Consider the following 25,869-nt stretch of genomic DNA (forward strand, 5'->3'; position numbering starts at 1 on the left):
GTGTCACTGATCGCTTCCGACCAATTCCGCATCGTTGTCGGCCTCGGCAAGAGCGGCATGTCCCTGGTTCGCTTCCTGGCGAACCGGGGCATTGCCTTTGCGGTCGCCGACACCCGCGAGCAACCGCCGGAACTGGACACCCTGCGCCGTGAATACCCGCAGGTGGAAGTGCGCTGTGGCGAGCTGGACGTGGACTTCCTGTGCCGGGCCTGCGAGCTGTATGTCAGCCCTGGCCTGGCCCTGGCCACACCTGCGCTGCAACAGGCCGCCGCGCGTGGCGTCAAGCTGTCCGGGGACATCGAGCTGTTCGCCCATCACGCCAAGGCGCCGATCGTGGCCATCAGCGGCTCCAACGCCAAGAGCACCGTGACCACCCTGGTCGGCGAGATGGCCGCCAAGGCAGGCAAACGTGTGGCGGTCGGCGGCAACCTCGGTACCCCGGCACTGGACCTGCTGGCTGACGACGTCGAGCTGTATGTGCTGGAGCTGTCGAGCTTCCAGCTGGAGACCACCGACCAGCTCAACGCCGAAGTGGCCACCGTGCTGAACATCAGCGAAGACCACATGGACCGCTACAGCGGCCTGCCGGCCTATCACCTGGCCAAGCACCGGATCTTCCGCGGCGCCCGCCAGGTGGTGGTCAACCGCCAGGATGCCCTGAGCCGTCCGTTGCCGGTCGAAGGCCGGCCGTGCTGGACCTTTGGCCTCAACGCGCCGGACTTCAAGGCCTTCGGCCTGCGTGAAGTGGATGGCGAGAATTACCTGGCGTTCGAGTTCCAGACCCTCATGCCGGTGCGCGAGTTGAAGATCCGCGGTGCCCACAATCACAGCAATGCCCTGGCTGCCCTGGCTCTCGGCCACGCCGTCGGCCTGCCGTTCGCGCCGATGCTCGAAGCCCTGCGCGAATTCAAGGGCCTGGCCCATCGTTGCCAGTGGGTGCGCGAACGCAACGGCGTGAACTGGTACGACGATTCCAAGGCCACCAACGTCGGTGCCGCGCTGGCGGCCATCGAAGGCCTGGGTGCCGATATCGAGGGCAAACTGGTGCTGATCGCCGGCGGCGATGGCAAAGGCGCCGATTTTGCGGCCTTGCGTACCCCGGTGGCGCAGCATTGTCGCGCCGTGGTGCTGATCGGTCGCGATGCCGAACGCCTGGCCGAAACCCTGAAGGATGCCGTGCAACTGGTGCCCGTGCAGACCCTTGATGAGGCCGTGCAGCGTTGCGCCGAGCTGGCCCGCGCCGGTGACGCGGTGCTGCTGTCGCCGGCCTGCGCCAGCCTCGACATGTTCAAGAACTTTGAAGAACGCGGGCGCCTGTTCGCCCAGGCAGCGGAGGGGCTGGCATGATCTTCGGCATCCTCAAGCCGTACCCGTCGCCGCTGATCAGCGGCCGTGGCATCGACCTCGACTTCCCGCTGCTGGCCGGTTGCCTGGCGCTGCTCGGCCTGGGCCTGGTGATGATCACCTCGGCCTCCTCCGAAGTGGCCGCGGTGCAGTCCGGCAACCCGCTGTACCACATGTTCCGCCACCTGGTGTACGTCACCCTTGGGCTGGGCGCCGGGTTGATGACCATGCTGGTGCCGATCGCCACCTGGCAGCGCATGGGCTTCATGATGCTGATCGGTGCCTTCGGTCTGCTGGTGCTGGTGCTGGTGCCCGGTATCGGCCGTGAGGTGAACGGTTCGATGCGCTGGATCGGCTTCAGCTTCTTCAACGTCCAGCCATCGGAGATCGCCAAGGTCTTCGTGGTCATTTATCTCGCCGGCTACCTGGTGCGTCGCCAGACCGAGGTGCGCGAGAGCTGGATGGGCTTCTTCAAACCGTTCATCGTGCTGCTGCCAATGGCCGGCCTGCTGCTGATGGAGCCGGACTTCGGCGCCACGGTGGTGATGATGGGCGCTGCGGCGGCCATGCTGTTCCTCGGGGGAGTGGGGCTGTTCCGCTTCTCGCTGATGGTGGTGCTGGCGGTCATATCGGTGGTGGTGCTGGTCCAGGCCCAGCCTTACCGGATGGCGCGCCTGATCACCTTCACCGATCCCTGGAGCGATCAGTTCGGCTCCGGCTACCAGCTGACCCAGGCGTTGATCGCCTTCGGGCGCGGCGAATGGTTGGGCGTGGGCCTGGGCAACAGTGTGCAGAAGCAGTTCTACCTGCCCGAGGCGCACACCGACTTCGTGTTCTCGGTGCTGGCCGAAGAGCTGGGGGTGGTCGGCTCTCTGCTGACCATCGCGCTGTTCGTGTTCATCACCGTGCGTGCCCTGTACATCGGCCTGTGGGCCGAGAAGGCCAAGCAGTTCTTCGCCGCCTACATGGCCTTCGGTTTGTCGTTCCTGTGGATCGGCCAGTTCTTGATCAACATCGGCGTGAACGTCGGCTTGCTGCCGACCAAGGGCCTGACCCTGCCGTTCCTCAGCTACGGGGGCAGTTCCCTGGTGATCTGTTGCGCCTGTGTCGGCCTGCTTTTACGCATCGAGTGGGAGAGCCGCACCCATCTGGGCAGCGAAGAACACGAGTTCAAGGAGAGCGATTTTGCCGAGGAGCCCAGCCATGGCCGCTGACGGCAAGAACGTCCTGATCATGGCCGGTGGCACCGGGGGACACGTGTTCCCGGCCCTGGCCTGTGCCCGCGAGTTCCAGGCCCGCGGCTACAGCGTGCACTGGCTGGGTACCCCGCGTGGCATCGAAAACGAACTGGTGCCCCAGGCCGGCCTGCCGCTGCACCTGATCCAGGTCACCGGCCTGCGCGGCAAGGGCAAGCTGTCGCTGCTCAAGGCGCCGTTCACCCTGGTCAAGGCCGTGCTGCAGGCGCGGCGCATCGTCCGTGAGCTCAAGCCGGTCTGCGTGGTCGGCTTCGGTGGTTATGTGACCGGCCCCGGTGGCGTAGCCGCGCGGTTGTGTGGTGTGCCACTGGTGATCCACGAGCAGAATGCCCGCGCCGGTACCACCAATCGTTTGCTGCTGCCGCTGGCCGCGCGTGTCTGCGAAGCATTCCCGGACACCTTTGCCGCCAGCGACAAGCTGCGCACCACCGGCAATCCGGTGCGCCCGGAGCTGTTCATGGACGCCCTGCGCGCGCCCCTGGCCGAGCGCCGTGCGCGCCTGTTGGTCATGGGCGGCAGCCTGGGTGCGGAACCATTGAACAAATTGTTGCCTAAGGCCCTGTCCGAGGTGCCGGCGAACCTGCGCCCCGAAGTGTTCCACCAGGCGGGCAGGAACCACGCGCCCGTCACCGCCGAGCGTTATCACGAGGCGGGGGTCGAGGCCCAGGTCGAACCGTTCATCAAGGACATGGCCCATGCCTATGGCTGGGCCGATATGGTGGTGTGCCGGGCCGGTGCCCTGACCGTCAGCGAACTCGCGGCGGCGGGCCTGCCCTCGATGCTGGTGCCCTTGCCCCATGCCATCGACGACCACCAGACCCACAACGCCCAATACCTGGCACGTGAAGGCGCCGCCTTCCTGATGCCACAAGCGACTACTGGCGCAGCGCAGCTCGCTGAACGCCTGAACGAGGTGCTGATGCAACCCGAGAAACTCAACGCCATGGCCGGCACCGCCCGCCGCCTGGCCAAACCTGCCGCAACCAGCACCGTGGTGGATATCTGCCTGGAGGTGGCCCATGGTTGAGAGCCAGAAAGCCATGCCGCATCCGAAGATGGGCCGCATCCGTCGTATCCACTTCGTCGGTATCGGCGGCGTGGGCATGTGCGGCATCGCCGAAGTGCTGCTGAACCTCGGCTATGAAGTGTCCGGTTCCGACCTCAAGGTGTCGCCGGTCACCGAGCGCCTTGAGTCGTTTGGCGCCGAGATCTTCGTCGGCCACCGCGCCGAGAACGCCGCCAACGCCGATGTGCTGGTGGTGTCCAGCGCGATCAATCCGGCCAACCCGGAAGTCGCCACCGCACTGGAGCGCCGTATCCCAGTGGTGCCGCGTGCCGAGATGCTCGCCGAGCTGATGCGTTATCGCCATGGCGTGGCGGTGGCCGGCACCCACGGCAAGACCACCACCACCAGCCTGCTGGCTTCGGTGTTCGCCGCCGGTGGCCTGGACCCGACCTTCGTCATCGGTGGTCGCCTGACCGCGGCTGGCACCAACGCGCAGTTGGGCACCAGCCGCTACCTGATCGCCGAAGCCGACGAGAGCGACGCCAGCTTCCTGCACCTGCAGCCCATGGTCGCCGTGGTCACCAACATCGACGCCGACCACATGGCCACCTACGAAGGCGACTTCAACAAGCTGAAGAAGACCTTCGTCGAGTTCCTGCACAACCTGCCGTTCTATGGGCTGGCGGTGATGTGCCTGGACGACCCGGTGGTGCGTGAGATCCTGCCGCAGGTCAAGCGTCCGACGGTCACCTACGGCTTCAGCGAAGAGGCCGACATCCGCGCCATCAACGTGCGTCAGCAGGGCATGCAGACCCACTTCACCGTGCTGCGCCGTGACTGCGAGCCGCTGGAAGTGTCGGTGAACATGCCAGGCAACCACAACGTGCTGAACGCTTTGGCGACCATCGCCATCGCCACCGACGAAGGCATCAGCGACGAGGCCATCGTCCAGGGGCTGTCGGGCTTCCAGGGCGTTGGCCGGCGTTTCCAGGTCTACGGCGAGCTGCCGGTCGACGGTGGCAGCGTGATGCTGGTCGACGACTATGGCCACCATCCGACCGAGGTCGCCGCGGTGATCAAGGCCGTGCGTGGCGGCTGGCCGAGCCGCCGCCTGGTGATCGTCTACCAGCCGCACCGCTATAGCCGCACCCGCGACCTGTACGACGATTTCGTGCAGGTGCTGGGCGATGCCAACGTGCTGCTGCTGATGGAGGTCTACCCGGCCGGCGAAGAGCCGATCCCCGGCGCCGACAGCCGCCAGCTGTGCCACAGCATCCGCCAGCGCGGCAAGCTCGATCCGATCTACATCGAACGCGGCGCCGAGCTCGCGCCTTTGGTCCAGCCGCTGCTGCGCGCCGGTGACATCCTCATCTGCCAGGGTGCCGGCGATGTTGGCGGCCTGGCCCCGCAATTGATGAATAGCCCGCTGTTCGCAGGCGCCAAGCAGGAGAAGTCGAAATGACCAGCGCCTACGACAAGTTGCACTCGACCCTGGACGTCAAGGCCTTTGGCCGCGTCGCCGTGCTGTACGGTGGCAAGAGTGCCGAGCGTGAGGTTTCCCTGAAGTCGGGCAAGGCAGTGATCGAGGCGCTGACCAGCGCTGGTGTCGACGTAGTCGCCATCGACGTCGGCGACGACCTTCTGAACCGCCTGCAGAGCGAGAAGATCGACCGCGCCTTCATCATCCTCCACGGCCGTGGTGGTGAGGACGGCAGCATGCAGGGCCTGCTCGAGTGCCTGGGGATTCCCTACACCGGCAGCGGCATTCTTGCCTCGGCGCTGGCCATGGACAAGCTGCGCACCAAGCAGGTGTGGCAGAGCCTGGGTATCCCCACGCCGCGTCACGCCGTGCTGGCCAGCGAGCAGGATTGCGTGGCCGCCAGTGCGGAACTGGGCTTCCCGTTGATCGTCAAACCCGCCCATGAAGGTTCGAGCATCGGCATGGCCAAGGTGAACAGCGAGCAAGAGCTGGTCGCCGCCTGGAAAGACGCCGCCAACTACGATTCGCAAGTCCTGGTCGAGCAATGGATCCACGGCCCGGAATTCACCATCGCCGTGCTGCGTGGCCAGGTGCTGCCGCCGATCGCGCTGGGCACGCCGCACGTGTTCTACGACTACGACGCCAAGTACATCGCCAATGACACCCAGTACCGCATCCCGTGCGGCCTGGACAGCGTCAAGGAGCAGGAACTGATCGACCTTACCGCGCGCGCCTGCGATGCCGTTGGCATCGAGGGCTGGGGCCGTCTGGACGTGATGCAGGACGAGCAGGGCCGTTTCTGGCTGCTCGAGGTCAACACCGCACCGGGCATGACCGACCATAGCCTGGTGCCCATGGCGGCCCGTGCCGCCGGTCTGGACTTCCAGCAGCTGGTGCTGGCGATCCTGGCCGACAGCGTAGCGACGAGAGGTTAATAGCCATGCAAGGCGCGATGATACGTCAGCAGCCACCCGTTACCGGCCGTAGCAAGCCGGTGCCGCGTGGTGCCAGCCGACTGGTGGCCGACGAGCCCGTATCGGCGCGCCTGCCGCGGCCAAGCTTCGGCGGCCTGAAGCGCCTGCTGTGGCCGGTATTGCTGGTGGCCGCCGGCTTTGGCGCCTATGAGGGGGCCATTCGCCTGATGCCCTACGCCGACCGGCCGATCACCAAGATCGCCGTGCAGGGTGATCTCAGCTACATCAGCCAGCAGGCGGTGCAGCAGCGTATCGCGCCCTACGTGGCGGCGAGCTTCTTCACCGTCGACCTCGCGGCGATGCGCGTCGAGCTCGAGCAGATGCCTTGGATCGCCCACGCCGAGGTGCGCCGGGTGTGGCCGGACGAGGTGGTGATCCGCCTGGAAGAACAGTTGCCGGTGGCGCGTTGGGGCGACGAGGCCTTGCTCAACAACCAGGGCCAGGCCTTCACCCCGCGCGAACTGGCCAACTATGAGCACCTGCCGCAGCTGTTCGGGCCGCAGCGCGCTCAGCAACAAGTCATGCAGCAGTATCAGGTATTGAGCCAGATGCTGCGCCCCATGGGCTTTTCCATCGCTCGCCTGGAGCTGCGCGAGCGAGGCAGCTGGTTCCTGACCACTGGCGCGGGTAGCGCCGGCCCAGGTATCGAGCTGCTGCTGGGGCGCGACCACCTGGTGGAGAAGATGCGCCGTTTCATTGCCATTTACGACAAATCGCTTAAAGACCAGATCACCAATATCGCCCGCATCGATCTGCGTTATTCCAACGGACTTGCCGTTGGTTGGCGGGAACCGAATGCACCGACGACGGCCCAACCCGCCGTTGCGAAGAATTAGAGAGAGGCAGGACCATGGCAAACGCGCATAGCGGCAAAATGATCGTCGGGCTGGACATCGGCACCTCCAAGGTGGTGGCGCTGGTGGGTGAAGTCGGCGAGGACGGTACCCTGGAGATCGTCGGGATCGGCACCCACCCGTCACGCGGCCTGAAGAAGGGCGTGGTGGTGAATATCGAATCGACCGTGCAGTCGATCCAGCGCGCCGTCGAAGAGGCCCAGCTGATGGCCGGTTGCCGCATCCATTCGGCGTTCGTCGGCGTGGCCGGCAATCATATCCGCAGCCTGAACTCCCACGGCATCGTCGCCATTCGCGATCGCGAAGTCAGCACCGCCGACCTTGAGCGCGTGCTCGATGCCGCCCAGGCCGTGGCCATTCCGGCCGACCAGCGGGTGCTGCACACCCTGCCGCAGGACTACGTGATCGACAACCAGGAAGGCGTGCGCGAGCCCCTGGGCATGTCGGGCGTGCGCCTGGAAGCCAAGGTCCACGTGGTTACCTGCGCGGTGAACGCGGCGCAGAACATCGAAAAATGCGTGCGTCGCTGTGGTCTGGAAATCGACGACATCATCCTTGAACAGCTGGCCTCGGCCTACTCGGTGCTGACCGACGACGAGAAGGAGCTGGGCGTGTGCCTGGTGGACATCGGTGGCGGCACCACCGACATCGCCATCTTCACCGAAGGTGCGATCCGCCACACCGCGGTAATCCCGATCGCCGGCGACCAGGTCACCAACGACATCGCCATGGCCCTGCGTACGCCTACGCAGTACGCCGAGGAAATCAAGATCCGCTACGCCTGCGCCCTGGCCAAGCTGGCCGGCGCCGGCGAGACCATCAAGGTGCCGAGCGTGGGTGATCGCCCGCCGCGCGAGCTGTCGCGCCAGGCCCTGGCCGAAGTGGTGGAGCCGCGTTACGACGAGCTGTTCACCCTGATCCAGGCCGAACTGCGCCGCAGCGGCTACGAGGACCTGGTGCCGGCCGGCATCGTCCTCACCGGCGGCACCGCGAAGATGGAAGGCGCCGTGGAACTGGCCGAGGAAATCTTCCACATGCCGGTACGCCTGGGCGTGCCGCACAGCGTCCGCGGGCTGAGCGACGTGGTCCGCAACCCGATCTATTCCACCGGCGTGGGCCTGCTCACCTACGGCCTGCAGAAGCAGTCCGAGGACCTGTCCCTGACCGGTATCAGCAACAGCAACAGCAGCAACAACAGCTATGGCGATGAACCCAAGGGGCCAGTGCTTGAGCGACTCAAGCGTTGGGTCCAGAGCAACTTCTGAGTTTCAAAGCAGTAGTGGTAGGCGCGACAACTAGAGAACTGTAAGGAGAGGGAAAATGTTCGAGCTCGTAGACAACGTCCCGCAAAGTCCGGTCATCAAGGTGATCGGCGTCGGCGGTGGCGGCGGCAACGCCGTCAACCACATGGTCAAGAGCAGCATCGAAGGCGTGGAGTTCATCTGCGCCAACACCGATGCTCAGGCGCTGAAAAACATCGGCGCGCGCACCATCCTGCAACTGGGCACTGGTGTGACCAAGGGCCTGGGTGCTGGCGCCAATCCGGAAGTCGGCCGTCAGGCCGCGCTGGAAGACCGTGAGCGCATCGCCGAAGTGCTGCAGGGCACCAACATGGTGTTCATCACCACCGGCATGGGTGGCGGTACCGGTACCGGCGCGGCGCCGATCATCGCCGAAGTGGCCAAGGAAATGGGCATCCTCACCGTCGCGGTGGTGACTCGTCCGTTCCCGTTCGAAGGCCGCAAGCGCATGCAGATCGCCGATGAAGGCATCCGCATGCTGGCTGAAAGCGTCGACTCGTTGATCACCATCCCCAACGAGAAGCTGCTGACCATCCTGGGCAAGGATGCAAGCCTCCTGTCCGCCTTCGCCAAGGCCGACGACGTGCTGGCCGGCGCCGTGCGCGGCATTTCGGACATCATCAAGCGTCCGGGCATGATCAACGTCGACTTCGCCGACGTACGCACCGTGATGGGCGAGATGGGCATGGCGATGATGGGTACCGGTTGCGCCAGCGGCCCGAACCGTGCCCGCGAAGCCACCGAGGCGGCGATCCGCAACCCGTTGCTCGAAGACGTCAACCTGCAGGGCGCCCGCGGCATCCTGGTGAACATCACCGCAGGGCCTGACCTGTCGCTGGGTGAGTACTCCGACGTGGGTAGCATCATCGAGGCCTTCGCCTCCGACCACGCGATGGTCAAGGTCGGCACCGTGATCGATCCGGACATGCGCGACGAGCTGCACGTGACCGTCGTGGCCACCGGCCTGGGCGCGCGCATCGAGAAACCGGTCAAGGTGGTCGACAACACCCTGCAGACCGCTCAGCAGGCGTACGAGGCTTCCAACCCGGCCCCGGTTCGCCAGGAGCAGTCGGCCGTCAACTACCGTGACCTGGAGCGTCCGACCGTGATGCGCAACCAGGCCCATGCAGGTGCCGCGGCAGCCGCTAAACTCAACCCTCAGGATGATCTGGACTACCTGGATATCCCGGCGTTCCTGCGTCGTCAGGCCGATTGATGGAATTTATCAGGGGTATAAGGGTGATTGGTGTTCAGCAAAGGCCGGGTCTGTTATCATCCCCAGCCTTTGTTGATACCTGTTCGCAATTTGCGCTGAAGCGGCCAATGCCATGATTAGACAACGCACCCTGAAGAATACCATCCGTGCCACAGGCGTCGGCCTGCACTCCGGGGAGAAGGTCTACCTGACCCTCAAGCCTGCGCCTGTCGACAGCGGCATCGTCTTCCGTCGCGCCGACCTCGACCCTGTGGTCGAAATCCCGGCGCGCGCGGCCAACGTCGGCGAGACCACCATGTCCACCACGCTGGTCAACGGTGACGTCAAAGTCGATACGGTCGAGCACCTGCTCTCCGCCATGGCGGGCCTGGGCATCGATAACGCCTACGTCGAGCTCTCCGCCTCGGAAGTGCCGATCATGGATGGCAGCGCCGGACCCTTCGTATTCCTGATCCAATCGGCCGGCCTGGAAGAACAGGACGCACCGAAGAAGTTCATCCGCATCCTGCGTGAAGTGACAGTGGAAGAGGGCGACAAGCGCGCCACTTTCCTGCCCTTCGACGGGTTCAAGGTGAGCTTCGAGATCGACTTCGATCACCCGGTCCTCAAGGGCCAGACCCAGAGCGCGGTCGTCGACTTCTCGAGCACCTCGTTCGTGAAGGAAGTCAGCCGTGCCCGTACCTTCGGTTTCATGCGTGACATCGAGTACCTGCGCAAGCACAACCTTGCGCTGGGTGGCAGTGTCGAGAACGCCATCGTCGTCGACGAAACCGGTGTGCTCAACGAAGACGGCCTTCGTTCCGATGACGAATTCGTCAAGCACAAGATCCTCGACGCCATCGGCGATCTGTACCTGCTGGGCAACAGCCTGATCGGCGAGTTCAAGGGCTACAAGTCCGGACACGCGCTGAACAACCAGCTGTTGCGCAAGCTGATTGCGGAAACCGACGCCTGGGAAGTGGTCACCTTCGAAGATGCCAGCACGGCACCGATCTCGTACATGCGCCCTGTTGCGGCTGTGTAAGTTCGAACACTCTCTCTAGTGATTAAGGCCACCTTCGGGTGGCCTTTTTTATGGCTGGGATTTGGATCTGGGCTGATGGCAAACAGTTCGAGAGCTGCGTTGTGGCGGATATCGAGTACCTATGCAAGGTTCAAGTCGAGCGCTCTCAGCCGTTATCCTTCCCTTGAGCATGCGCCGCCAATCGCTCCAGCGCCGCCTTGAGCTGCGGGTCACTGATTCCTTCCGCCGACCCTCGGATACTCTGAGCGGCAGTTTCCGAAAGCTCCGGCCCTTGCCCCTCGCGTTTGGCTGCCACCAGCGGCGGTTGCACCTTGAACAGTATGCGCGTCAGGTTGGCGAAGGCTTCCATGGCCATGAGCTGACGTTGCAGGCGTTTCTGCTGGTAGCGCAGGCGGGTCGCCCAATGGCCGTCGGTAACCACCAGCAACAACGTCCCTTCCTTCCAGGAAGCCACGTGGCAATGCTCGCGGGCGGCTGGCTGCAGCTGGCTTTCCAGCAGGCGCTGCAGGTGCTCCAGGCGCTCGGCCTGGTTCAGCAGCAGGCGCAGCGGGCGTGCCTTGCGCAGCAGGGCCGAGGGCGGGTGGGCGGAAGAGGGTTTGTAGGCCATGGAAGTTCGCGGCGGGTTGCTAGACCGGCAGTTTAACAGGCGCCGCCTGATCGCGGGGCAAGCCCGCTCCCACGCGACGTGCAAACCGCCATGCTGGCTGGGATCTTGATGCAAGTCATTCGCGATACGTTTCATCTGCGCGCACCTTGAACTTGCGCAAAAAGCCCCTATGTTAGTCAGGCCCCCTAAAAGCGCTGTGCCAGCATCGTGGAAATCCACCACTTTCCTCACCATCGTTTCCGGGTAGAATGCTCGTTCGCATGCGGCCTCTGGGCTGCACGGGCGACTCATGGGGCCGCCCTCCATCCCTACGTGTGGAAGATCCTGCCGATATGTTTGCGCCTTTGTTAAAAAAACTTTTTGGAAGCAAGAACGAGCGTGAAATCAAACGCATGCTCAAGACGGTGAGCACCGTCAATGCCTTCGAAGAGAAGATGGTGGCCCTCTCCGACGAGCAGCTGCGGAGCAAGACCGCAGAGTTCAAGGAGCGCCTGGCCAAAGGCGAAACGCTTGATCAACTGCTGCCCGAAGCCTTCGCCGTGGCCCGCGAGGCCGGCAAGCGCGTGATGGGCATGCGTCACTTCGATGTCCAGCTGATCGGCGGCATGACCTTGCACGAAGGCATGATCGCAGAAATGCGTACCGGTGAAGGCAAGACCTTGGTCGGTACCCTGGCCGTCTACCTCAACGCGCTGTCCGGCAAGGGCGTGCACGTGGTCACGGTGAACGATTACCTGGCCCGCCGCGACGCCAACTGGATGCGCCCGCTGTACGAGTTCCTCGGCCTGACCGTGGGCATCGTCTCGGCCTTCCAGCCGCCGGAAGAGAAACGCGCCGCCTACGCCGCGGACATCACTTACGGCACCAACAACGAATTCGGTTTCGACTACCTGCGCGACAACATGGCGTTCAGCCAGGACGAGAAGTTCCAGCGTGAACTGAACTTCGCGGTGATCGACGAAGTCGACTCGATCCTCATCGACGAAGCGCGTACCCCGCTGATCATCTCCGGCCAGGCCGAGGACAGCTCCAAGTTGTACATCGAGATCAACCGCCTGATCCCGCGCCTGATCCAGCACATCGAGGAAGTCGAAGGCCAGGTGACCCAAGAGGGTCACTACAGCATCGACGAGAAGAGCCGCCAGGTCGAACTGAACGAGGCCGGCCACCAGTTCATCGAGGACATGCTCACCCAATCCGGCCTGCTGGCCGAGGGCGAGAGCCTGTACTCCGCGCACAACCTGGGCCTGCTGACCCACGTCTACGCCGGCCTGCGGGCGCACAAGCTGTTCCATCGCAACGTCGAGTACATCGTCCAGGACGGCCAGATCCTCCTGATCGACGAGCACACCGGCCGCACCATGCCGGGCCGCCGTCTGTCCGAGGGCCTGCACCAGGCCATCGAGGCCAAGGAAAACCTGAACATCCAGGCCGAAAGCCAGACCCTGGCCTCGACCACCTTCCAGAACTACTTCCGCCTGTACACCAAGCTGTCCGGCATGACCGGTACCGCCGACACCGAGGCGTTCGAGTTCGCGCAGATCTATGCGCTCAACGTGATGGTCATCCCGCCGAACAAGCCGTTGGCGCGCAAGGACTTCAACGACCTGGTGTACCTGACCGCCGACGAGAAGTACGCGGCAATCATTGCCGACATCAAGGAAAGCATGGCCCAGGGCCGTCCTGTCCTGGTCGGCACCGCGACCATCGAAACCTCCGAGCACATGTCCAACCTGCTCAAGAAGGAAGGTATCGACCACAAGGTCCTGAACGCCAAGTACCACGAGAAAGAAGCCGAGATCATCGCGCAAGCCGGTGCGCCGGGTGCCCTGACCATCGCCACCAACATGGCCGGTCGTGGTACCGACATCCTGCTGGGCGGTAACTGGGAGGCCGAAGTCGCCGCCCTGGACAACCCGACCGCCGAGCAGATCGCCCAGATCAAGGCCGACTGGCAGAAGCGCCACCAGCAGGTGCTGGAGGCCGGCGGCCTGCACGTGATTGCCTCCGAGCGCCACGAATCGCGCCGTATCGACAACCAGCTGCGTGGCCGTGCCGGCCGTCAGGGCGATGCCGGCTCGAGCCGCTTCTACCTGTCGCTGGAAGACAGCCTGATGCGCATCTTTGCCTCCGACCGGGTGAAGAACTTCATGAAGGCGCTGGGCATGCAGTCCGGTGAGGCCATCGAGCACCGCATGGTGACCAACGCCATCGAGAAAGCGCAGCGCAAGGTCGAGGGTCGCAACTTCGATATCCGCAAGCAGCTGCTCGAATACGACGACGTGGCCAACGAACAGCGCAAGGTGATCTACCACATGCGCAACAGCCTGCTGGCGGCCGAGAACATCGGTGACACCATCGCCGAGTTCCGCCTGGAAGTGCTCGATGCCACCATCAGCCAGCACATCCCGCCGCAGTCGCTGCCCGAGCAGTGGGACGTGGCCGGCCTGGAGGCCTCGCTGTCCAGCGACTTCGCCATGAAGCTGCCGATCCAGCAGTGGCTCGACGAAGACGATCACCTCTACGAGGAGACCCTGCGCGAGAAGCTGCTCAAGGAAATCACCGACGCCTACAACGAGAAGGAAGACCAGGCCGGCATCGACGCCCTGCGTACCTTCGAGAAGCAGATCCTGCTGCGCGTGCTGGACGATCTGTGGAAAGACCACCTCTCGACCATGGACCACCTGCGCCACGGTATCCACCTGCGCGGCTATGCGCAGAAGAACCCCAAGCAGGAGTACAAGCGCGAATCCTTCACCCTGTTCCAGGAGCTGCTCGAGTCGATCAAGCGCGACACCATCCGCGTGCTGTCGCACGTTCAGGTCCGTCGCGAAGACCCGGTCGAGGAAGAAGCCCGTCTGCGCCGCGAGGCCGAGGAACTGGCCAGCCGCATGCAATTCCAGCACGCCGCCGCACCAGGCCTGGAAGGCGAGCAACTGGCCGAGGAGGGCGCTGAAGTCGCCGTCGCATCGGCCCCTGTGCGCAACGACATGAAGCTCGGTCGCAACGAGCCTTGCTGGTGTGGCTCGGGCAAGAAATTCAAGCATTGCCATGGTCAGATTGAATGATCTGAACCACCTGCAGTAACGTGACACATCCGGGGCCGCTTTGCGGCCCCGCTTTTTGTTCTCAACCGATTTATCTAGGAGCGCTCTAATGGCTGTTGGTCTTGGTCCCCTGCCCACCCTGCACCCGGTTCCCGGTTTCGAACTCGGTATCGCCTCGGCGGGCATCAAGCGCCCGGGGCGCAAGGATGTGGTGGTGATGCGCTGCGCCGAAGGCTCCAGCGTCGCCGGCGTGTTCACCCTCAACGCCTTCTGCGCGGCCCCGGTGATCCTCTCCAAGCAGCGCGTGCAGGGCACCGTGCGTTACCTGCTGACCAACACCGGCAACGCCAACGCCGGCACCGGCGCACCGGGCCTGGCCGCCGCCGAGCGCACCTGCGCCAGGCTGGCCGAACTGGCCGGCGTGCCGGCCGAGTCGGTCCTGCCGTTCTCCACCGGCGTAATCGGCGAGCCGCTGCCGGTCGAGAAGATCGAAGGCGCGCTGCAGGCCGCCCTGGACAACCTGTCGGAAAACAACTGGGCCGAAGCCGCCACCGGCATCATGACCACCGACACCCTGCCCAAGGGCGCCAGCCGTCAGTTCCAGTTCGACGGCAAGACCATCACCGTCACAGGCATCAGCAAGGGCGCGGGGATGATCCGCCCGAACATGGCCACCATGCTCGGCTACATCGCCACCGACGCCAAGGTCGCCCCGGCGGTGTTGAAGGACCTGATGCTCGACGGCGCCAACAAGTCGTTCAACCGCATCACCATCGACGGCGACACCTCGACCAACGACTGCTGCATGCTGATCGCCACCGGCAAGGCTGATGTGCCGGAAGTGACCGAGGCCAGCGGCGCGCTGTTCGAAGCACTGAAGCAAGCGGTGTTCGAAGTGTGCATGGAGGTGGCGCAGGCCATCGTCCGTGACGGCGAAGGCGCCACCAAGTTCGTCACCGTGCAGGTCAACGGTGGGGGCAACCACCAGGAATGCCTGGACGTTGGCTATGCCGTGGCCCACTCGCCGCTGATCAAGACCGCGCTGTTCGCCTCCGACCCCAACTGGGGCCGCATTCTCGCAGCTGTCGGTCGCGCCGGCGTGCCCGAACTGGATGTCAGCCTGATCGACGTGTATCTGGACAGTGTGTGCATCGCCAGCAAAGGCGGGCGCAGCCCGAGCTACACCGAGGCGCAGGGCTCGGCGGTGATGGCCCAGGAAGAGATCACCATCCGCATCGAGCTCGGCCGTGGCCAGTGCAGCGAAACCATCTGGACCACCGACCTGTCCCACGAGTACGTGAAGATCAACGCCGAATACCGCACCTGACCCATCACGGGGCAAGCCCGCTCCCACGCACAGCTTGGTGGGAGCGGGCTTGCCCGCGATTACCGCACACTGCCCGCAACATGGAGCCGAACCATGAGTTATCACCTGATCATCGGCGACAAGCTGTATTCCTCCTGGTCGCTACGCGGCGCCCTGGCCCTTGACCTGGCCGGCGTGCCCTACGAAGAAACCCTGATCAAACTCAACCAGCCCGATACCCGCCAGCGCCTGCTGGCGTTCTCGGCCACAGGCAAGGTGCCGCTGCTCAAGACCGAGCATGGCGTCATCGCTGACTCCCTGGCCATCGCCGAGTACCTCAACGAGCAGCATCCGCAAGCATGCCTGTGGCCGGACGACATCGCGGCCCGTGCCCAGGCGCGTTCGGCCTGCGCGCAGATGCACAGCGGCTTCTTCGCCCTGCGCGGCGCCATGCCGTTCGACCTGTCCCGCGACCAGGCGCTGGAAAGCGTGCCGCTGGATGTGCAGGTCGACATCGACCGCATGGTCGCCCTGTGGTCCGAGTGCCGCCTGGTGGCCAAGGATAGTGGCCCGTTCCTGTTTGGCCGGCCGACCCTGGCCGATGCCTTCTTCGCCCCGGTGGCCGTGCGCCTGCGCACCTACCGCGTCGAAGTGCCGGCCGAGGCCGCCGCCTATATCGAAACCATCTACCAGTGGCCGGCCTTCCAGGCCTGGCAGCAGGCTGGCCTGGCGGAGCGTGAAGGGTGAAGCGGATTCATGTAGTGGCAGCGGTCATCCGTGGTGCCGATGGTCGCATCCTGATCGCCCGTCGTGCGGATACTCAGCATCAAGGCGGCTTGTGGGAGTTCCCCGGCGGCAAGGTGGAAGCGGGGGAGGGCGTCGAAGCGGCGCTGGCCCGTGAGCTGCGTGAGGAACTGGGTATCGAGGTCACGGGGTCGCGCCCGCTGATCAAGGTCAGCCACGATTACCCGGACAAGCAGGTGTTGCTGGATGTGCGAGAGGTGGATGGCTTTACCGGTGAGCCACATGGGGCAGAAGGGCAGCCTTTGGCGTGGGTGGCTCCGCGTGACCTGGGGCAGTATGCGTTCCCCGAGGCCAACAAGCCGATCGTCGCCGCCGCGCGTTTGCCCGATCAATACCTGATCACCCCGGACGGTCTGGAAGTGCCCGAGTTGCTCAAAGGTATCCAGAAGGCCGTGGCCAGCGGTATCAGGCTGATCCAGCTACGGGCACCGGACATGTACGACCCGAAGTACCGCGATGTGGCGGTCGACGCGGTTGGCCTGTGCGCAGGCAAGGCGCAACTCATGCTCAAGGGGCCGCTGGAATGGCTGGGCGACTTCCCGTCGGCCGGCTGGCACCTGACCGCCGCGCAGTTGCGCAAGTACGCGGCCAAGGGCCGGCCATTCCCGAAGGAGCGCTGGCTGGCGGCGTCCTGCCACAGTGCCGAGGAGCTGGCATTGGCCGAGCAGATGGGGGTGGATTTCGTCACCCTGTCGCCGGTGCAGGCGACCCAGACGCATCCGGATGCCACACCGCTCGGTTGGGATGAGGCGCAGCGCTTGATCGGCACGATCAGCCGCCCGGTGTTCCTGTTGGGTGGGGTCGGGCCGGGTGAGCGGGAACAGGCGTGGGATGCCGGTGCTCAGGGCGTGGCGGGGATTCGGGCGTTCTGGCCCGAGATTTGAGTCACTCGTGAGAGGGACCGCTTTGCGGTCCTTTCGCCGGCAAGCCGGCTCCCACAGGTTTGCCACTGACCGAAGGTCGGCGATGTAACTGTGGGAGCCGGCTTGCCGGCGAAAGGGTTGCAAAGCAGCCCCGGCGATTTCAGCCCTGAGGCTTCTCGGCCGCCTGCCACAGTACTTCAGCAATGCCTTGTCGTCGCCCAATGATCCGCGCTGCCACGAACAACAGATCCGACAACCGGTTGATATACGCCAATCCCGCCCCTTCCAGCGGCTCAATGGCATTCAACTGCTGACACCGCCGCTCCGCCGCCCGCGCCTGGCTGCGGCACACATGCGCCTGGGCCACCAGTGCCGACCCACCCGGCAGGATGAAGTTCTTCAGTGGCCCCAACTCGTCGTTCCAGCGGTCTATCGCAGCCTCCAGGCGCTCCACTTCAACGCTGTTCAGCGCCTGGTAAGTGGGCATCGCCAACTCGCCCCCCAGGTCGAACAGCCGATGCTGACAAGGCGCCAGCACCTCGATCAGCTCGCCCAACCCTGCCTCGGCCAGACCTGCCAGCAGCACGCCGAGCTGGCTGTTGAGGCTGTCCACCTCGCCGATTGCCTCGACGCGCGGATGGTCCTTGGGCACTCGGCGCCCGTCGCCCAGGCCGGTTTCACCTTTGTCGCCGGTGCGCGTATAGATCTTCGACAGGCGATAGCCCATGTCATGTCTCCGTGTTCAGGGGGGCCGGTTGGGCCTGGTTCAGGGGCAGGCGCAGGGTGAAGCAGGTGCCCTGGCCCGGGGTCGACTGTACTTCCATCTGCCCCTTGTGATTGTTGGTGATGATGAAGTACGACACCGACAGGCCCAGGCCGGTGCCCTGGCCGATCTCCTTGGTGGTGAAGAACGGCTCGAAGGTGCGCTTGCGCACCGTCTCGGGCATGCCGACGCCGTTGTCCTCGACCTGGATTTCTGCCCAGGGCGGGTTGAGCCGGGTGCGCAAGGTGATACGCCCGGGCTCGCTGGGTTGCGGGCGCTGGTGGATGGCCTGGGCGGCGTTCTTCAACAGGTTCAGCAGCACCTGCTCCAGTTCGTTGGCGGTGCAGGGCACCGGCCCCAGCTGTGGGTCGAACTGGCGGACGATGGCCTGGCCCTTGAAGTCGAAGCCGATGGCCAGGTCGAAGTCGTTGCCGGCGATCTCCACCGCCTGGTCGATCAACGCCGGCAGGTCGCAAGGGGCGAGTTGACGGTTGCTGCGACGGCTGAAACTGAGCATGTGGGTGACGATCTTGGCGGCCCGTGCGCCGGCTTGCTGGATGCCGTCGAGCAACTGTGGCACTTCGCGGCTGTCCAGGTAGCGATTGACGGCCGGCAGGTCGATGCCCAGCTCGCTGGCTTGCTCCTGGTTGCGCGGCAGGTCCGGCGACAGGCGGCGGCGGATGTTCTGCACGTTGTGCAGGATCGCGCCCAGCGGGTTGTTGATTTCGTGGGCCATGCCGGCGGCCAGGCCGCCGACCGAGAGCATCTTCTCGGACTGCACCATCATTTCTTCCAGTGACAGACGCTGGGTGATGTCGTCGATACGGATCACCACGCCGCGTCCGCCACCGCCCATCAGCGGGTAGAAGGTCAGCGCGTAGTGGCGCAGGTCCTCGCCCTTGGGCCAGGTGACGCGCTCGACCTTGGCGACTCGGTGCTTCTCCACGCTCTCCTTGAGCTGCGGCAAGAACGGCTTGAGCGGCTCGAATGCGAGGAAGATCGGCTGGTTCAGCGCTTCGTCCAGCGGTGTCCCGGAGAGCACCGTGGCCTCATGGTTCCACTGGGTGACGTAGAGCTGTTCGTCGAGGGCGATCAGCGCCGAGGGCATCGAGTCGATGATGCTGTTCAGGTAGTTCTGGAAACCGGTGAGTTTTTTCTCGATCTTGCTGCGCACCTGGACTTCCAGTTCCAGCTTGCGGTTGGTATGGCGGGTTTCCTCGGCCAGGCCCTGGGCCTGGTCATAGGCATCCTGGAACTCGTCACGGGTGCGCTTGAGCTGCTGCTCGCGGGCTTCGATGCGCGACAGCATGGTATTGAACGCCTCGGCCAGGCCGCCGATTTCGTCGTCGTTGCCGCGCTGGGCGCGCAGGGCATAGCTTTCCTCGCGGGTGACCTGGCGGGTCAGTTCTTCGAGGCGATTGATCGGCAGGGTGATCAGGCGCTTGATCTGCCGGGCGATGAGCAGCCACAGCAGCACACTGAACACCAGGATGGCCAGGCTGGCGGAGAGGGTGCCGGTGTAGAACGCCGTGGGTAGTTCACTGCTGGCCACCAGCAGCAGGTGTGCGGGGGGCGCGGCGTTGCGTGGCAGGCGGATCAGCTGGGTACTGCGAAACTCCATCAGGCGCCAGCCATCGATGTTGCGGTAGCGCTTGGGCAGGCTCAGCGGCTCGCCATGTTGCAGTTGCGCCAGCAGGCGCCCGTCGCCGCCGTAGATGGCCGCCGCGCGCAATGGCGAGTAACTGTCGAGCTCCTTCAGTAGCGCCGTGGCGGCTTCCGGCGAGTCGCCGGCCCGTGAGGACAGCTGCGGGTTGGACACCAGCTTGCCGATGGTCTGCAGAGCCTGGGGCGCCATGCTCTCCTGGGTGATCCAGTAAGCGGCGCTGATGAAGGCGAGGTTGGCCACCAGCAGGATGGTCACCAGCAGCACCAGCAAGGCCGCCAGCAGCTTCTGCCCGACCGGTAGGTTTTCCAGGCGTTGACGCAGGGTCATGGGTCTGAGGGTGTCCGTATCCGATGAATGGGCAGAATCAGTCGCTGCGCAGGCCACGCGCCTGCAGGTTATCGACCAGGCGCCGGTGCAGGTGTTCCAGTTGCGGCACTGCCAGGCCGTGTCGGCCAGCGGCGCGGCAGGCGTGGCCGAGCAGGTAGTGGACCTCGGTGCGCCGGCCATGGCGTACATCCTGGTACATGGAAGAGTAGTTGGCCGCGGTGGCCAGGATCACCCGCTGTACTTCCTCGTGCAGGTCGCTGGCCGCTTCGGGCTGGCCGCAACGGTGCAGCAGGTTGACCAGTTCGTCGCACAGTGGGTCGACTTCGGTCAGGTACCCGAGCAGGCCGCCATTCTGGCAGTCGTGCAGTACCGTCAGCGGGTTGATCGCACAGTTGAGCGCCAGTTTGCGCCACAGGCGAGCAGGGATGTCGAGCGCCCACTGGGCCGGTATGCCGGCGTCGTGCAGGTCGTCGAACCAGGATGGCATGCCGGGGCTGGCCGGATCACCCAGCCAGTTGAAGCCGTGGCCGGCAAAGCGAACCTGCCAATCGGCTTCGCGGAACGCGCCCTCGGTGCTGGAGGCGAAGATGCAGCGGGCGTGGGGCACCTGCTCGGCAACCTCGTCCTGGCTGCCCAGGCCGTTCTGCAACAGTACCAGCTCGGCGCCATGGGCCAGCCTGGGGGCCAGGCGCGCCACGGCAGGCGCGGCGTCGTAGGCCTTGCAGGCGACCAGCAGGCGATGGATCGGGCCGGGCGCGTCGAAGCTCTCCGCAGGGATCGCATAGTGGTGCTGGGCATCCTGCTCCACCAGGGTCAGCCCGCCCTTGCGTTCATAGGCGGCCAGGCGCTGCTGGTCGCGCAGGATCAGGCGAACCGCCTTGCCGGCGCGGGCCAGGCGACAGGCCCAGAGGCTGCCGAGGCTGCCGGCGCCGAGAATATGCCAGGTGCTGCTCATCTGCGTTTCGCAACCCGTTATAATGAGTCCGCATTTTAACCATCAAACCCGACGCGCTCCATCTTCAGGCCGAGCGCGCTTTTTTTTCTGGAGATCAACCATGCCTTCGTTCGACGTGGTATCGGAACTGGACAAGCACGAAGTGCAGAACGCTGTCGACAACGCCATCAAGGACCTCGACCGTCGCTACGACTTGAAGGGCAAGGGCACCTTCGAGTTCAAGGACAAGGAGCAGACCGTGCTGCTGACCGCCGAGGAGGAGTTCCAGCTCGAGGCCATGCTGGAAATCCTGCGCCTGGCGCTGGTCAAGCGCAAGATCGACGTCAAATGCCTGGAAACCAAGGATCCCTACGCTTCGGGCAAGGAGAAGAAGCAGGAAGCCAAGTTCCGCGAAGGCATCGACAAGGACCTGGCCAAGAAGATCGTCGCCACCATCAAGGACGGCAAGCTCAAGGTCCAGGCCGCCATCCAGGGCGAGCAGGTTCGCGTCACTGGCAAGAAGCGCGACGACCTGCAGGAGGCCATTGCCTTGCTGCGCACCAAGGAATTCGACATGCCGCTGCAGTTCAACAACTTCCGCGACTGATCGCACGGCGGCCCGGAACCTTGATGGCGCATTGATGTCCATCGGGGTCCGGGCCGCTGGCTTTGCGCTGCCCGCTTCACTGTGTACTTGCCGTTCGGCATCAGGAGATAAACATGGATTTGAACGCTGAAGTCGATCAGCTGGTTCGCCAATCGCAGACCTGGGTTCCCTTGATCATGGAGTACGGCAGCCGCCTGTTGCTGGCGCTGCTGACCCTGGCCATCGGCTGGTGGATCATCAACAAGCTCAGTGCCCGTCTTGGCAAGCTGGTGGGCCTGCGTGCCGACGCCGCGCTGCAGGGCTTCATCAGCACCCTGGCCAACATCGTGCTGAAGGTGCTGCTGATGGTCAGCGTGGCGTCGATGATCGGTATCGAGACCACCTCGTTCGTCGCCGCCATCGGTGCCGCCGGCCTGGCCATCGGCCTGGCCTTGCAAGGCAGCCTGGCCAACTTCGCCGGCGGTGTGCTGATCCTGATGTTCCGTCCGTTCCGTATCGGTGACTGGATCGAGGCCCAAGGTGTCAGTGGCACCGTGGACAGCATCCAGATCTTCCACACCGTGCTGCGCACCGGCGACAACAAGACCGTGATCATGCCTAACGGCAGCCTCTCCAACGGCATCATCACCAACACCAACCGTCAGCCGACCCGCAAGGTGGTGTTCGACGTGGGCGTGGATTACGACGCCGACCTGCAGAAGGCGCGCAATGTACTGCTGGAGCTGGCCCAGGATCCGCGTGTGCTGCAGGACCCGGCGCCGCAGGCGGTTATTTCGACCCTGGGTGACAGCTCGATCACCGTGTCGCTGCGCATCTGGACCAAGACCGCCGACTACTGGGACGTGATGTTCATGCTCAACGAGCATGCCCGCGACCGGCTCAAGGCAGAAGGGATCGACATTCCGTTTCCGCAGCGGGTGATCCGTGTGGTGCAGGAGACCGTGGCGTAACATAAGCGTCCGCGAAATCGGGGCCGCTTCGCGCCCCATCGCCGGCAAGCCGGCTCCCACAGGGTCAATGGTCAACCTGCGGGAGCCGGCTTGCCGGCGATGGGGCGCGAAGCGGCCCTGTTTTTTACACTTGTTCACAGCCAGGCGCTGCCATATCTGGCATACACCCTGATCTTGCCTGCCAACCTGATGTTCGCCATGAAACCTCTGCTGTATATCACCCCCCTGCGCGCCTTGCTGTTCGGCCTGACCCTGGCGCTGTTCGAACTGTTGACCTACCTGGCCAGCGACGCGGTCATGCCCGCCATGCCGGTAGTGGTCGGCGATCTCCAGGCCAGCCCCGAATACATTCCCCATGCCCTCAACCTCTACCTGCTGGGTGGCGTGCTGCTGCAGTGGCTGATCGGCCCGTTGGCCGACCGCTATGGCCGGCGCCCGCTGTTGCTGGGGGGCTGTGTGTTCTTCGGGCTGGCGTGCCTGGCGGCCTTCTGGGCACAGGATATCGGTGTGTTCAACCTGTTGCGGCTGTTGCAGGGCATCGGCCTGGGGTTCGTGGTCACGGTCAGCTATCCGGCACTCAACGAGGCGTTCAGCGAGGCCGACGCGGTGCGCATGATGGCGCTGCTGGCCAACATCGCGCTGCTGTCGCCGTTGCTTGGCCCGCTGGTGGGCACCTTGATGCTGCAGTGGCTGGACTGGCGCTGGCTGTTCGTGGCCTTCGCCGCCGGCGCGGTGCTGTGTTGGCTGCTGCTCTACCGGCTGATGCCGGAAACCCTGGGCGTGGAGCGCCGCGACGGTTCGCGCCTGCCGTTCACGCCCATCCACCTGCTGCCATTGCTGGCGGGTTACGGTCAGTTGCTGGGCAACCGTCGTTTCGTGGCCGGTAGCGCGGCGCTGGGGCTGGTGGGGTTGCCCCTTATCGGCTGGATCGGCCTGTCACCTGTGCTGCTGATCCATGATGAAGGTCTGAGCACGATGGAATACGCATTGTGGCAACTGCCGGTGTTCGGCGGGCTGATCCTGGGCAACCTGATCATCAACCGCATCGCCGATCGCTACCCGCTGCCGGCGTTGGTGCGTGGCGCCCTGTGGCCTTACCTGGCGGGCCTGGCGCTGATGGTCGCGGCCACCTGGTTCTGGCCGACGGTGACCAGTGTGGTGGCCGGCATGTCGCTGTACGCGCTGGGCCTGGGCGTTGCCAACGCGGTGCTGTACCGCATGACGCTGTTCTCCAGCGAGCAGAGCAAGGGCCTGGTGTCGGCGATGCTGGGGATGATCACCATCGCCCTGCTGGGCCTGGGCGGCGCGGTGTTGGCGATGCTGGGTGCCGGGGCCAGCCTGATGCATTTTGCCCTGGCCGCGGGCGTGGCGGGTGCGTTGGCGCTGTGGCCGTTGTGGTTCGTGATCGGCAGGCGCCCTGCGGTGGTTGCAGGCTAGACGCATCGCGGGGCAAGCCCGCTCCCACGCAGCGCCCAAAGAAAGTATGCGTGGGAGCGGGCTTGCCCCGCGATAAGGCCGCTAATGGCCTAGTGTTGTTCAGCTGCCGGGCTCTCCACCGGCGCCGGCTTTCCCCGACCGACTTCCTGGCGCCAGTGCAGCGCGATCAGCACCAGCGTCGGCACGCCCAGCAGGGCGGTGACCAGGAAGAAGTCGTGATAGCCGAACTTCTCCACCATGACCCCGGAATAGCCGCCGATCAGGCGTGGCAGCAACAGCATGATCGAGCTGAGCAGGGCGTACTGGGTGGCCGAGAACTTCAGGTTGGTCAGGCTCGACAGGTAGGCGACGAAGGCCGAGGTGGCGAGCCCCGAACTGAAGTTGTCCAGCGAGATGGTGACCACCAGCATTTCCAGGTTCGGGCCCATGTCGGCCAGCATCAGGAACAGGATGTTGGTGGCTGCCGAGGCCGCGCCGCCGATGAACAGGATCGGCAGGATGCCGAAGCGCACGATCAGCAGGCCGCCGGCGCCAGCGCCGACCAGAGTCATGATCAGGCCGAAGATCTTGCTGACACTGGCGATCTGGTCCTTGGTGAAGCCCATGTCGATGTAGAACACGTTGGCCATCACGCCCATCACCGTATCCGACATGCGATAGGTGGCGATCAGCCCGAGCAGCAGCAGGGCCTGCCAGCGATAGCGCACGATGAAGTCGTTGACTGGCGTGAGCACCGGCGCCAGGCCGCGACGGCCAAGGGACGACAGGCACGCCCAGGTCAGCAGCACATAGAGGATCAGGCGCAGGAAGGCGCGGTCTTCGAGCAGCAGGTCGAGCAGGGTCGCGTCGCCGAACGCCACGCTGCCCCAGTCGGTGTTGAACATCTGGGTGAAACTGGCCGGTACCGAGACCAGCAGGATGATCAGCACGAACACCGACGCCAGCTGGTGCATCAAGCCATAGCGCGCGGCCGACAGCTGGGTACGCAGGGGGACGGGGGGCTCACGCATCACCAGGGTGGTGAACACCGCCGGCAGCATCAGCACGCCGAAGAGTACGTAGGTGCCGGTCCAGGCTTCGTGCAGGTAGCTGAAACCGGTGGAGCCGAACCACTCGGCGAAGAACAGCGCACCGGCGGTGGCAAGCAGGGCGGCGACCCGGTAGCCGGCCATGTAGCTGGCAGCCAGGGCAGCCTGGCGCTGGTCGTCGGCGATTTCCAGGCGATAGGCGTCGACGGCGATGTCCTGGGTCGCCGAGGCGAAGGCCACCAGTACCGCCAGGGCGACCAGCCACGACAGGTGTTTCTGCGGGTCGCAGAAGCCCATGCCGACCAGCCCGAGCACCACCAGCAGCTGCGACAGCAGCAGCCACGAACGGCGCCGGCCCATGCCGCCGAGCAGCGGCAGGCGCCACTGGTCGAGCAGCGGCGACCAGACCCATTTGAACGCGTAGGCCAGGCCGATCAGGCTGGCATAGCCGATGGTCTCGCGGGCCACGCCGGCTTCGCGCAGCCACACCGACAGCGTCGAGAACACCAGCATGTACGGCAGGCCGGCGGCGAATCCGAGCAGCAAAAGCACCAGAGTTGACGGGCTGGCATAGGCAGCGAGCGCAGCGCGCCAGGTTTTACGGGGCATGGGCCAACATCTGCCTCAAGGTTTGCGAAAACAAAGCGCGCACTCTAACCGCTGTGCTCCATCGGACGCCAGCCATGGCGCGCCATATCCACACGATTATTGGCCACATTCACGCCTTCTGCGCGCAGCCGGGCGCGTTGTTCGTCGCCAGACGGCGTGCCCAGGGCCAGGCTCAACCTGCCACCCGCGCCCAGTACCCGGTGCCAGGGCAGGCGGGTGTCCTGGGGTAGCTGCGAAAGTGTGCGTCCTACCCACCGCGCCGCGCGGCCAAGGCCTGCAAGCTCGGCGAGTTGTCCGTAGCTGACGACCTTCCCCGGCGGTACCTGGCCGAGGACGGAATACAGTGCCATTCGTCGGGCTTGTGCATCCTGCGCAGCGGGCGGATCGAGGGCGGACATCAGAAGATCCCTGTGCTGCAGATGAAACCGGACAGAAGGTTCCGGCAAATGCGAGTGGAACTCATCGG

The 25,869-nt window shown here is 64.8% G+C and carries 22 protein-coding genes; 16 read left to right on the plus strand and 6 right to left on the minus strand.

The genetic code is table 11. From position 1 onward, the window contains the following. From murD to lpxC, 9 genes are all read left to right on the plus strand, one after another. Entirely contained in the window at positions 1 to 1,347 is a 1,347-nt protein-coding gene (gene murD, locus AC3WL2_RS14170) for a UDP-N-acetylmuramoyl-L-alanine--D-glutamate ligase (protein ID WP_102682674.1), read from the plus strand. Beyond that, the gene (ftsW, locus tag AC3WL2_RS14175) at positions 1,344 to 2,558 is read left to right on the plus strand and encodes a putative lipid II flippase FtsW (protein WP_102682675.1); all 1,215 of its coding nucleotides are present in this window, start codon (positions 1,344 to 1,346) and stop codon (positions 2,556 to 2,558) included. Before murD ends, ftsW begins: the two co-directional genes overlap by 4 nt. Next, positions 2,548 to 3,627, plus strand: coding sequence for an undecaprenyldiphospho-muramoylpentapeptide beta-N-acetylglucosaminyltransferase (murG, locus tag AC3WL2_RS14180; RefSeq protein WP_046857007.1), 1,080 nt, complete (start codon positions 2,548 to 2,550; stop codon positions 3,625 to 3,627). Before ftsW ends, murG begins: the two co-directional genes overlap by 11 nt. Continuing rightward, on the plus strand, positions 3,620 to 5,068 hold the full coding sequence (murC, locus tag AC3WL2_RS14185) for a UDP-N-acetylmuramate--L-alanine ligase (protein WP_102682676.1): 1,449 nt from the start codon (positions 3,620 to 3,622) through the stop codon (positions 5,066 to 5,068). The genes murG and murC overlap by 8 nt, the downstream gene beginning before the upstream one ends. After that, positions 5,065 to 6,021 (plus strand): D-alanine--D-alanine ligase, encoded by a 957-nt coding sequence (locus AC3WL2_RS14190; RefSeq protein ID WP_102682677.1) that lies wholly within the window; start codon positions 5,065 to 5,067, stop codon positions 6,019 to 6,021. Before murC ends, AC3WL2_RS14190 begins: the two co-directional genes overlap by 4 nt. A 5-nt stretch (positions 6,022 to 6,026) precedes the next feature. Then, on the plus strand, positions 6,027 to 6,896 hold the full coding sequence (locus tag AC3WL2_RS14195; protein ID WP_023629819.1) for a cell division protein FtsQ/DivIB: 870 nt from the start codon (positions 6,027 to 6,029) through the stop codon (positions 6,894 to 6,896). Positions 6,897 to 6,910: 14 nt separating this feature from the next. After that, positions 6,911 to 8,179 (plus strand): cell division protein FtsA, encoded by a 1,269-nt coding sequence (gene ftsA / locus AC3WL2_RS14200; RefSeq protein WP_094010215.1) that lies wholly within the window; start codon positions 6,911 to 6,913, stop codon positions 8,177 to 8,179. 55 nt (positions 8,180 to 8,234) lie between these two features. Beyond that, on the plus strand, positions 8,235 to 9,431 hold the full coding sequence (ftsZ, locus tag AC3WL2_RS14205; protein ID WP_016395521.1) for a cell division protein FtsZ: 1,197 nt from the start codon (positions 8,235 to 8,237) through the stop codon (positions 9,429 to 9,431). 112 nt (positions 9,432 to 9,543) lie between these two features. Further along, positions 9,544 to 10,455 carry a UDP-3-O-acyl-N-acetylglucosamine deacetylase gene (gene lpxC / locus AC3WL2_RS14210; protein ID WP_046857004.1) on the plus strand — a complete coding sequence of 304 codons (912 nt, stop codon included), beginning with the start codon at positions 9,544 to 9,546 and terminating at the stop codon, positions 10,453 to 10,455. Between the two features lie 145 nt (positions 10,456 to 10,600). Here the strand turns inward: lpxC and AC3WL2_RS14215 are convergent, their stop codons facing one another. Then, positions 10,601 to 11,062 (minus strand): DUF721 domain-containing protein, encoded by a 462-nt coding sequence (locus AC3WL2_RS14215; protein ID WP_102690691.1) that lies wholly within the window; start codon positions 11,060 to 11,062, stop codon positions 10,601 to 10,603. A gap of 332 nt (positions 11,063 to 11,394) precedes the next feature. Between AC3WL2_RS14215 and secA the strand changes: the two genes are divergently transcribed. From secA to AC3WL2_RS14235, 4 genes are all read left to right on the plus strand, one after another. Next, positions 11,395 to 14,130: a preprotein translocase subunit SecA gene (gene secA, locus AC3WL2_RS14220; protein ID WP_102682679.1), complete on the plus strand. Its 2,736-nt coding sequence runs from the start codon at positions 11,395 to 11,397 to the stop codon at positions 14,128 to 14,130. 88 nt (positions 14,131 to 14,218) lie between these two features. After that, positions 14,219 to 15,436 (plus strand): bifunctional glutamate N-acetyltransferase/amino-acid acetyltransferase ArgJ, encoded by a 1,218-nt coding sequence (gene argJ / locus AC3WL2_RS14225; protein ID WP_102682680.1) that lies wholly within the window; start codon positions 14,219 to 14,221, stop codon positions 15,434 to 15,436. A gap of 93 nt (positions 15,437 to 15,529) precedes the next feature. Next, the gene (locus AC3WL2_RS14230) at positions 15,530 to 16,162 is read left to right on the plus strand and encodes a glutathione S-transferase family protein (protein ID WP_102682681.1); all 633 of its coding nucleotides are present in this window, start codon (positions 15,530 to 15,532) and stop codon (positions 16,160 to 16,162) included. Continuing rightward, positions 16,159 to 17,103, plus strand: a complete 945-nt coding sequence (locus tag AC3WL2_RS14235; RefSeq protein WP_102682682.1) for a Nudix family hydrolase — start codon at positions 16,159 to 16,161, stop codon at positions 17,101 to 17,103. Before AC3WL2_RS14230 ends, AC3WL2_RS14235 begins: the two co-directional genes overlap by 4 nt. Before the next feature lie 139 nt (positions 17,104 to 17,242). Here the strand turns inward: AC3WL2_RS14235 and AC3WL2_RS14240 are convergent, their stop codons facing one another. From AC3WL2_RS14240 to AC3WL2_RS14250, 3 genes are read right to left on the minus strand one after another with little or no spacing between them, the layout of a single operon-like run. Next, the gene (locus AC3WL2_RS14240) at positions 17,243 to 17,809 is read right to left on the minus strand and encodes a cob(I)yrinic acid a,c-diamide adenosyltransferase (protein ID WP_102682683.1); all 567 of its coding nucleotides are present in this window, start codon (positions 17,807 to 17,809) and stop codon (positions 17,243 to 17,245) included. A 1-nt stretch (position 17,810) separates the two neighbouring features. Further along, positions 17,811 to 19,838, minus strand: a complete 2,028-nt coding sequence (locus AC3WL2_RS14245) for a sensor histidine kinase (protein ID WP_102682684.1) — start codon at positions 19,836 to 19,838, stop codon at positions 17,811 to 17,813. 37 nt (positions 19,839 to 19,875) lie between these two features. Then, positions 19,876 to 20,793, minus strand: a complete 918-nt coding sequence (locus tag AC3WL2_RS14250; RefSeq protein WP_102682685.1) for a putative 2-dehydropantoate 2-reductase — start codon at positions 20,791 to 20,793, stop codon at positions 19,876 to 19,878. 100 nt (positions 20,794 to 20,893) lie between these two features. Between AC3WL2_RS14250 and AC3WL2_RS14255 the strand changes: the two genes are divergently transcribed. The 3 genes from AC3WL2_RS14255 to AC3WL2_RS14265 all read left to right on the plus strand — a co-directional run bounded on the left by AC3WL2_RS14255 (position 20,894) and on the right by AC3WL2_RS14265 (position 23,766). Then, positions 20,894 to 21,379, plus strand: coding sequence for a YajQ family cyclic di-GMP-binding protein (locus AC3WL2_RS14255; protein ID WP_011535522.1), 486 nt, complete (start codon positions 20,894 to 20,896; stop codon positions 21,377 to 21,379). A gap of 113 nt (positions 21,380 to 21,492) precedes the next feature. Beyond that, a complete protein-coding gene (locus AC3WL2_RS14260) occupies positions 21,493 to 22,329 on the plus strand; it encodes a mechanosensitive ion channel family protein (protein WP_023631294.1) in 837 nt (278 codons plus the stop codon). 198 nt (positions 22,330 to 22,527) lie between these two features. Next, the gene (locus AC3WL2_RS14265) at positions 22,528 to 23,766 is read left to right on the plus strand and encodes an MFS transporter (protein WP_102682740.1); all 1,239 of its coding nucleotides are present in this window, start codon (positions 22,528 to 22,530) and stop codon (positions 23,764 to 23,766) included. Positions 23,767 to 23,855: 89 nt separating this feature from the next. On the opposite strand, the gene AC3WL2_RS14270 is transcribed toward AC3WL2_RS14265, so the two are convergent. Continuing rightward, complete coding sequence (locus AC3WL2_RS14270) at positions 23,856 to 25,403, minus strand: AmpG family muropeptide MFS transporter (protein ID WP_102682686.1); 1,548 nt, start codon at positions 25,401 to 25,403, stop codon at positions 23,856 to 23,858. 44 nt (positions 25,404 to 25,447) lie between these two features. Continuing rightward, positions 25,448 to 25,801, minus strand: a complete 354-nt coding sequence (locus AC3WL2_RS14275) for an MGMT family protein (protein WP_102682687.1) — start codon at positions 25,799 to 25,801, stop codon at positions 25,448 to 25,450. Between the last annotated feature and the right edge of the window lie 68 nt (positions 25,802 to 25,869).

It is taken from the genome of Pseudomonas sp. FW305-96, assembly GCF_058783825.1.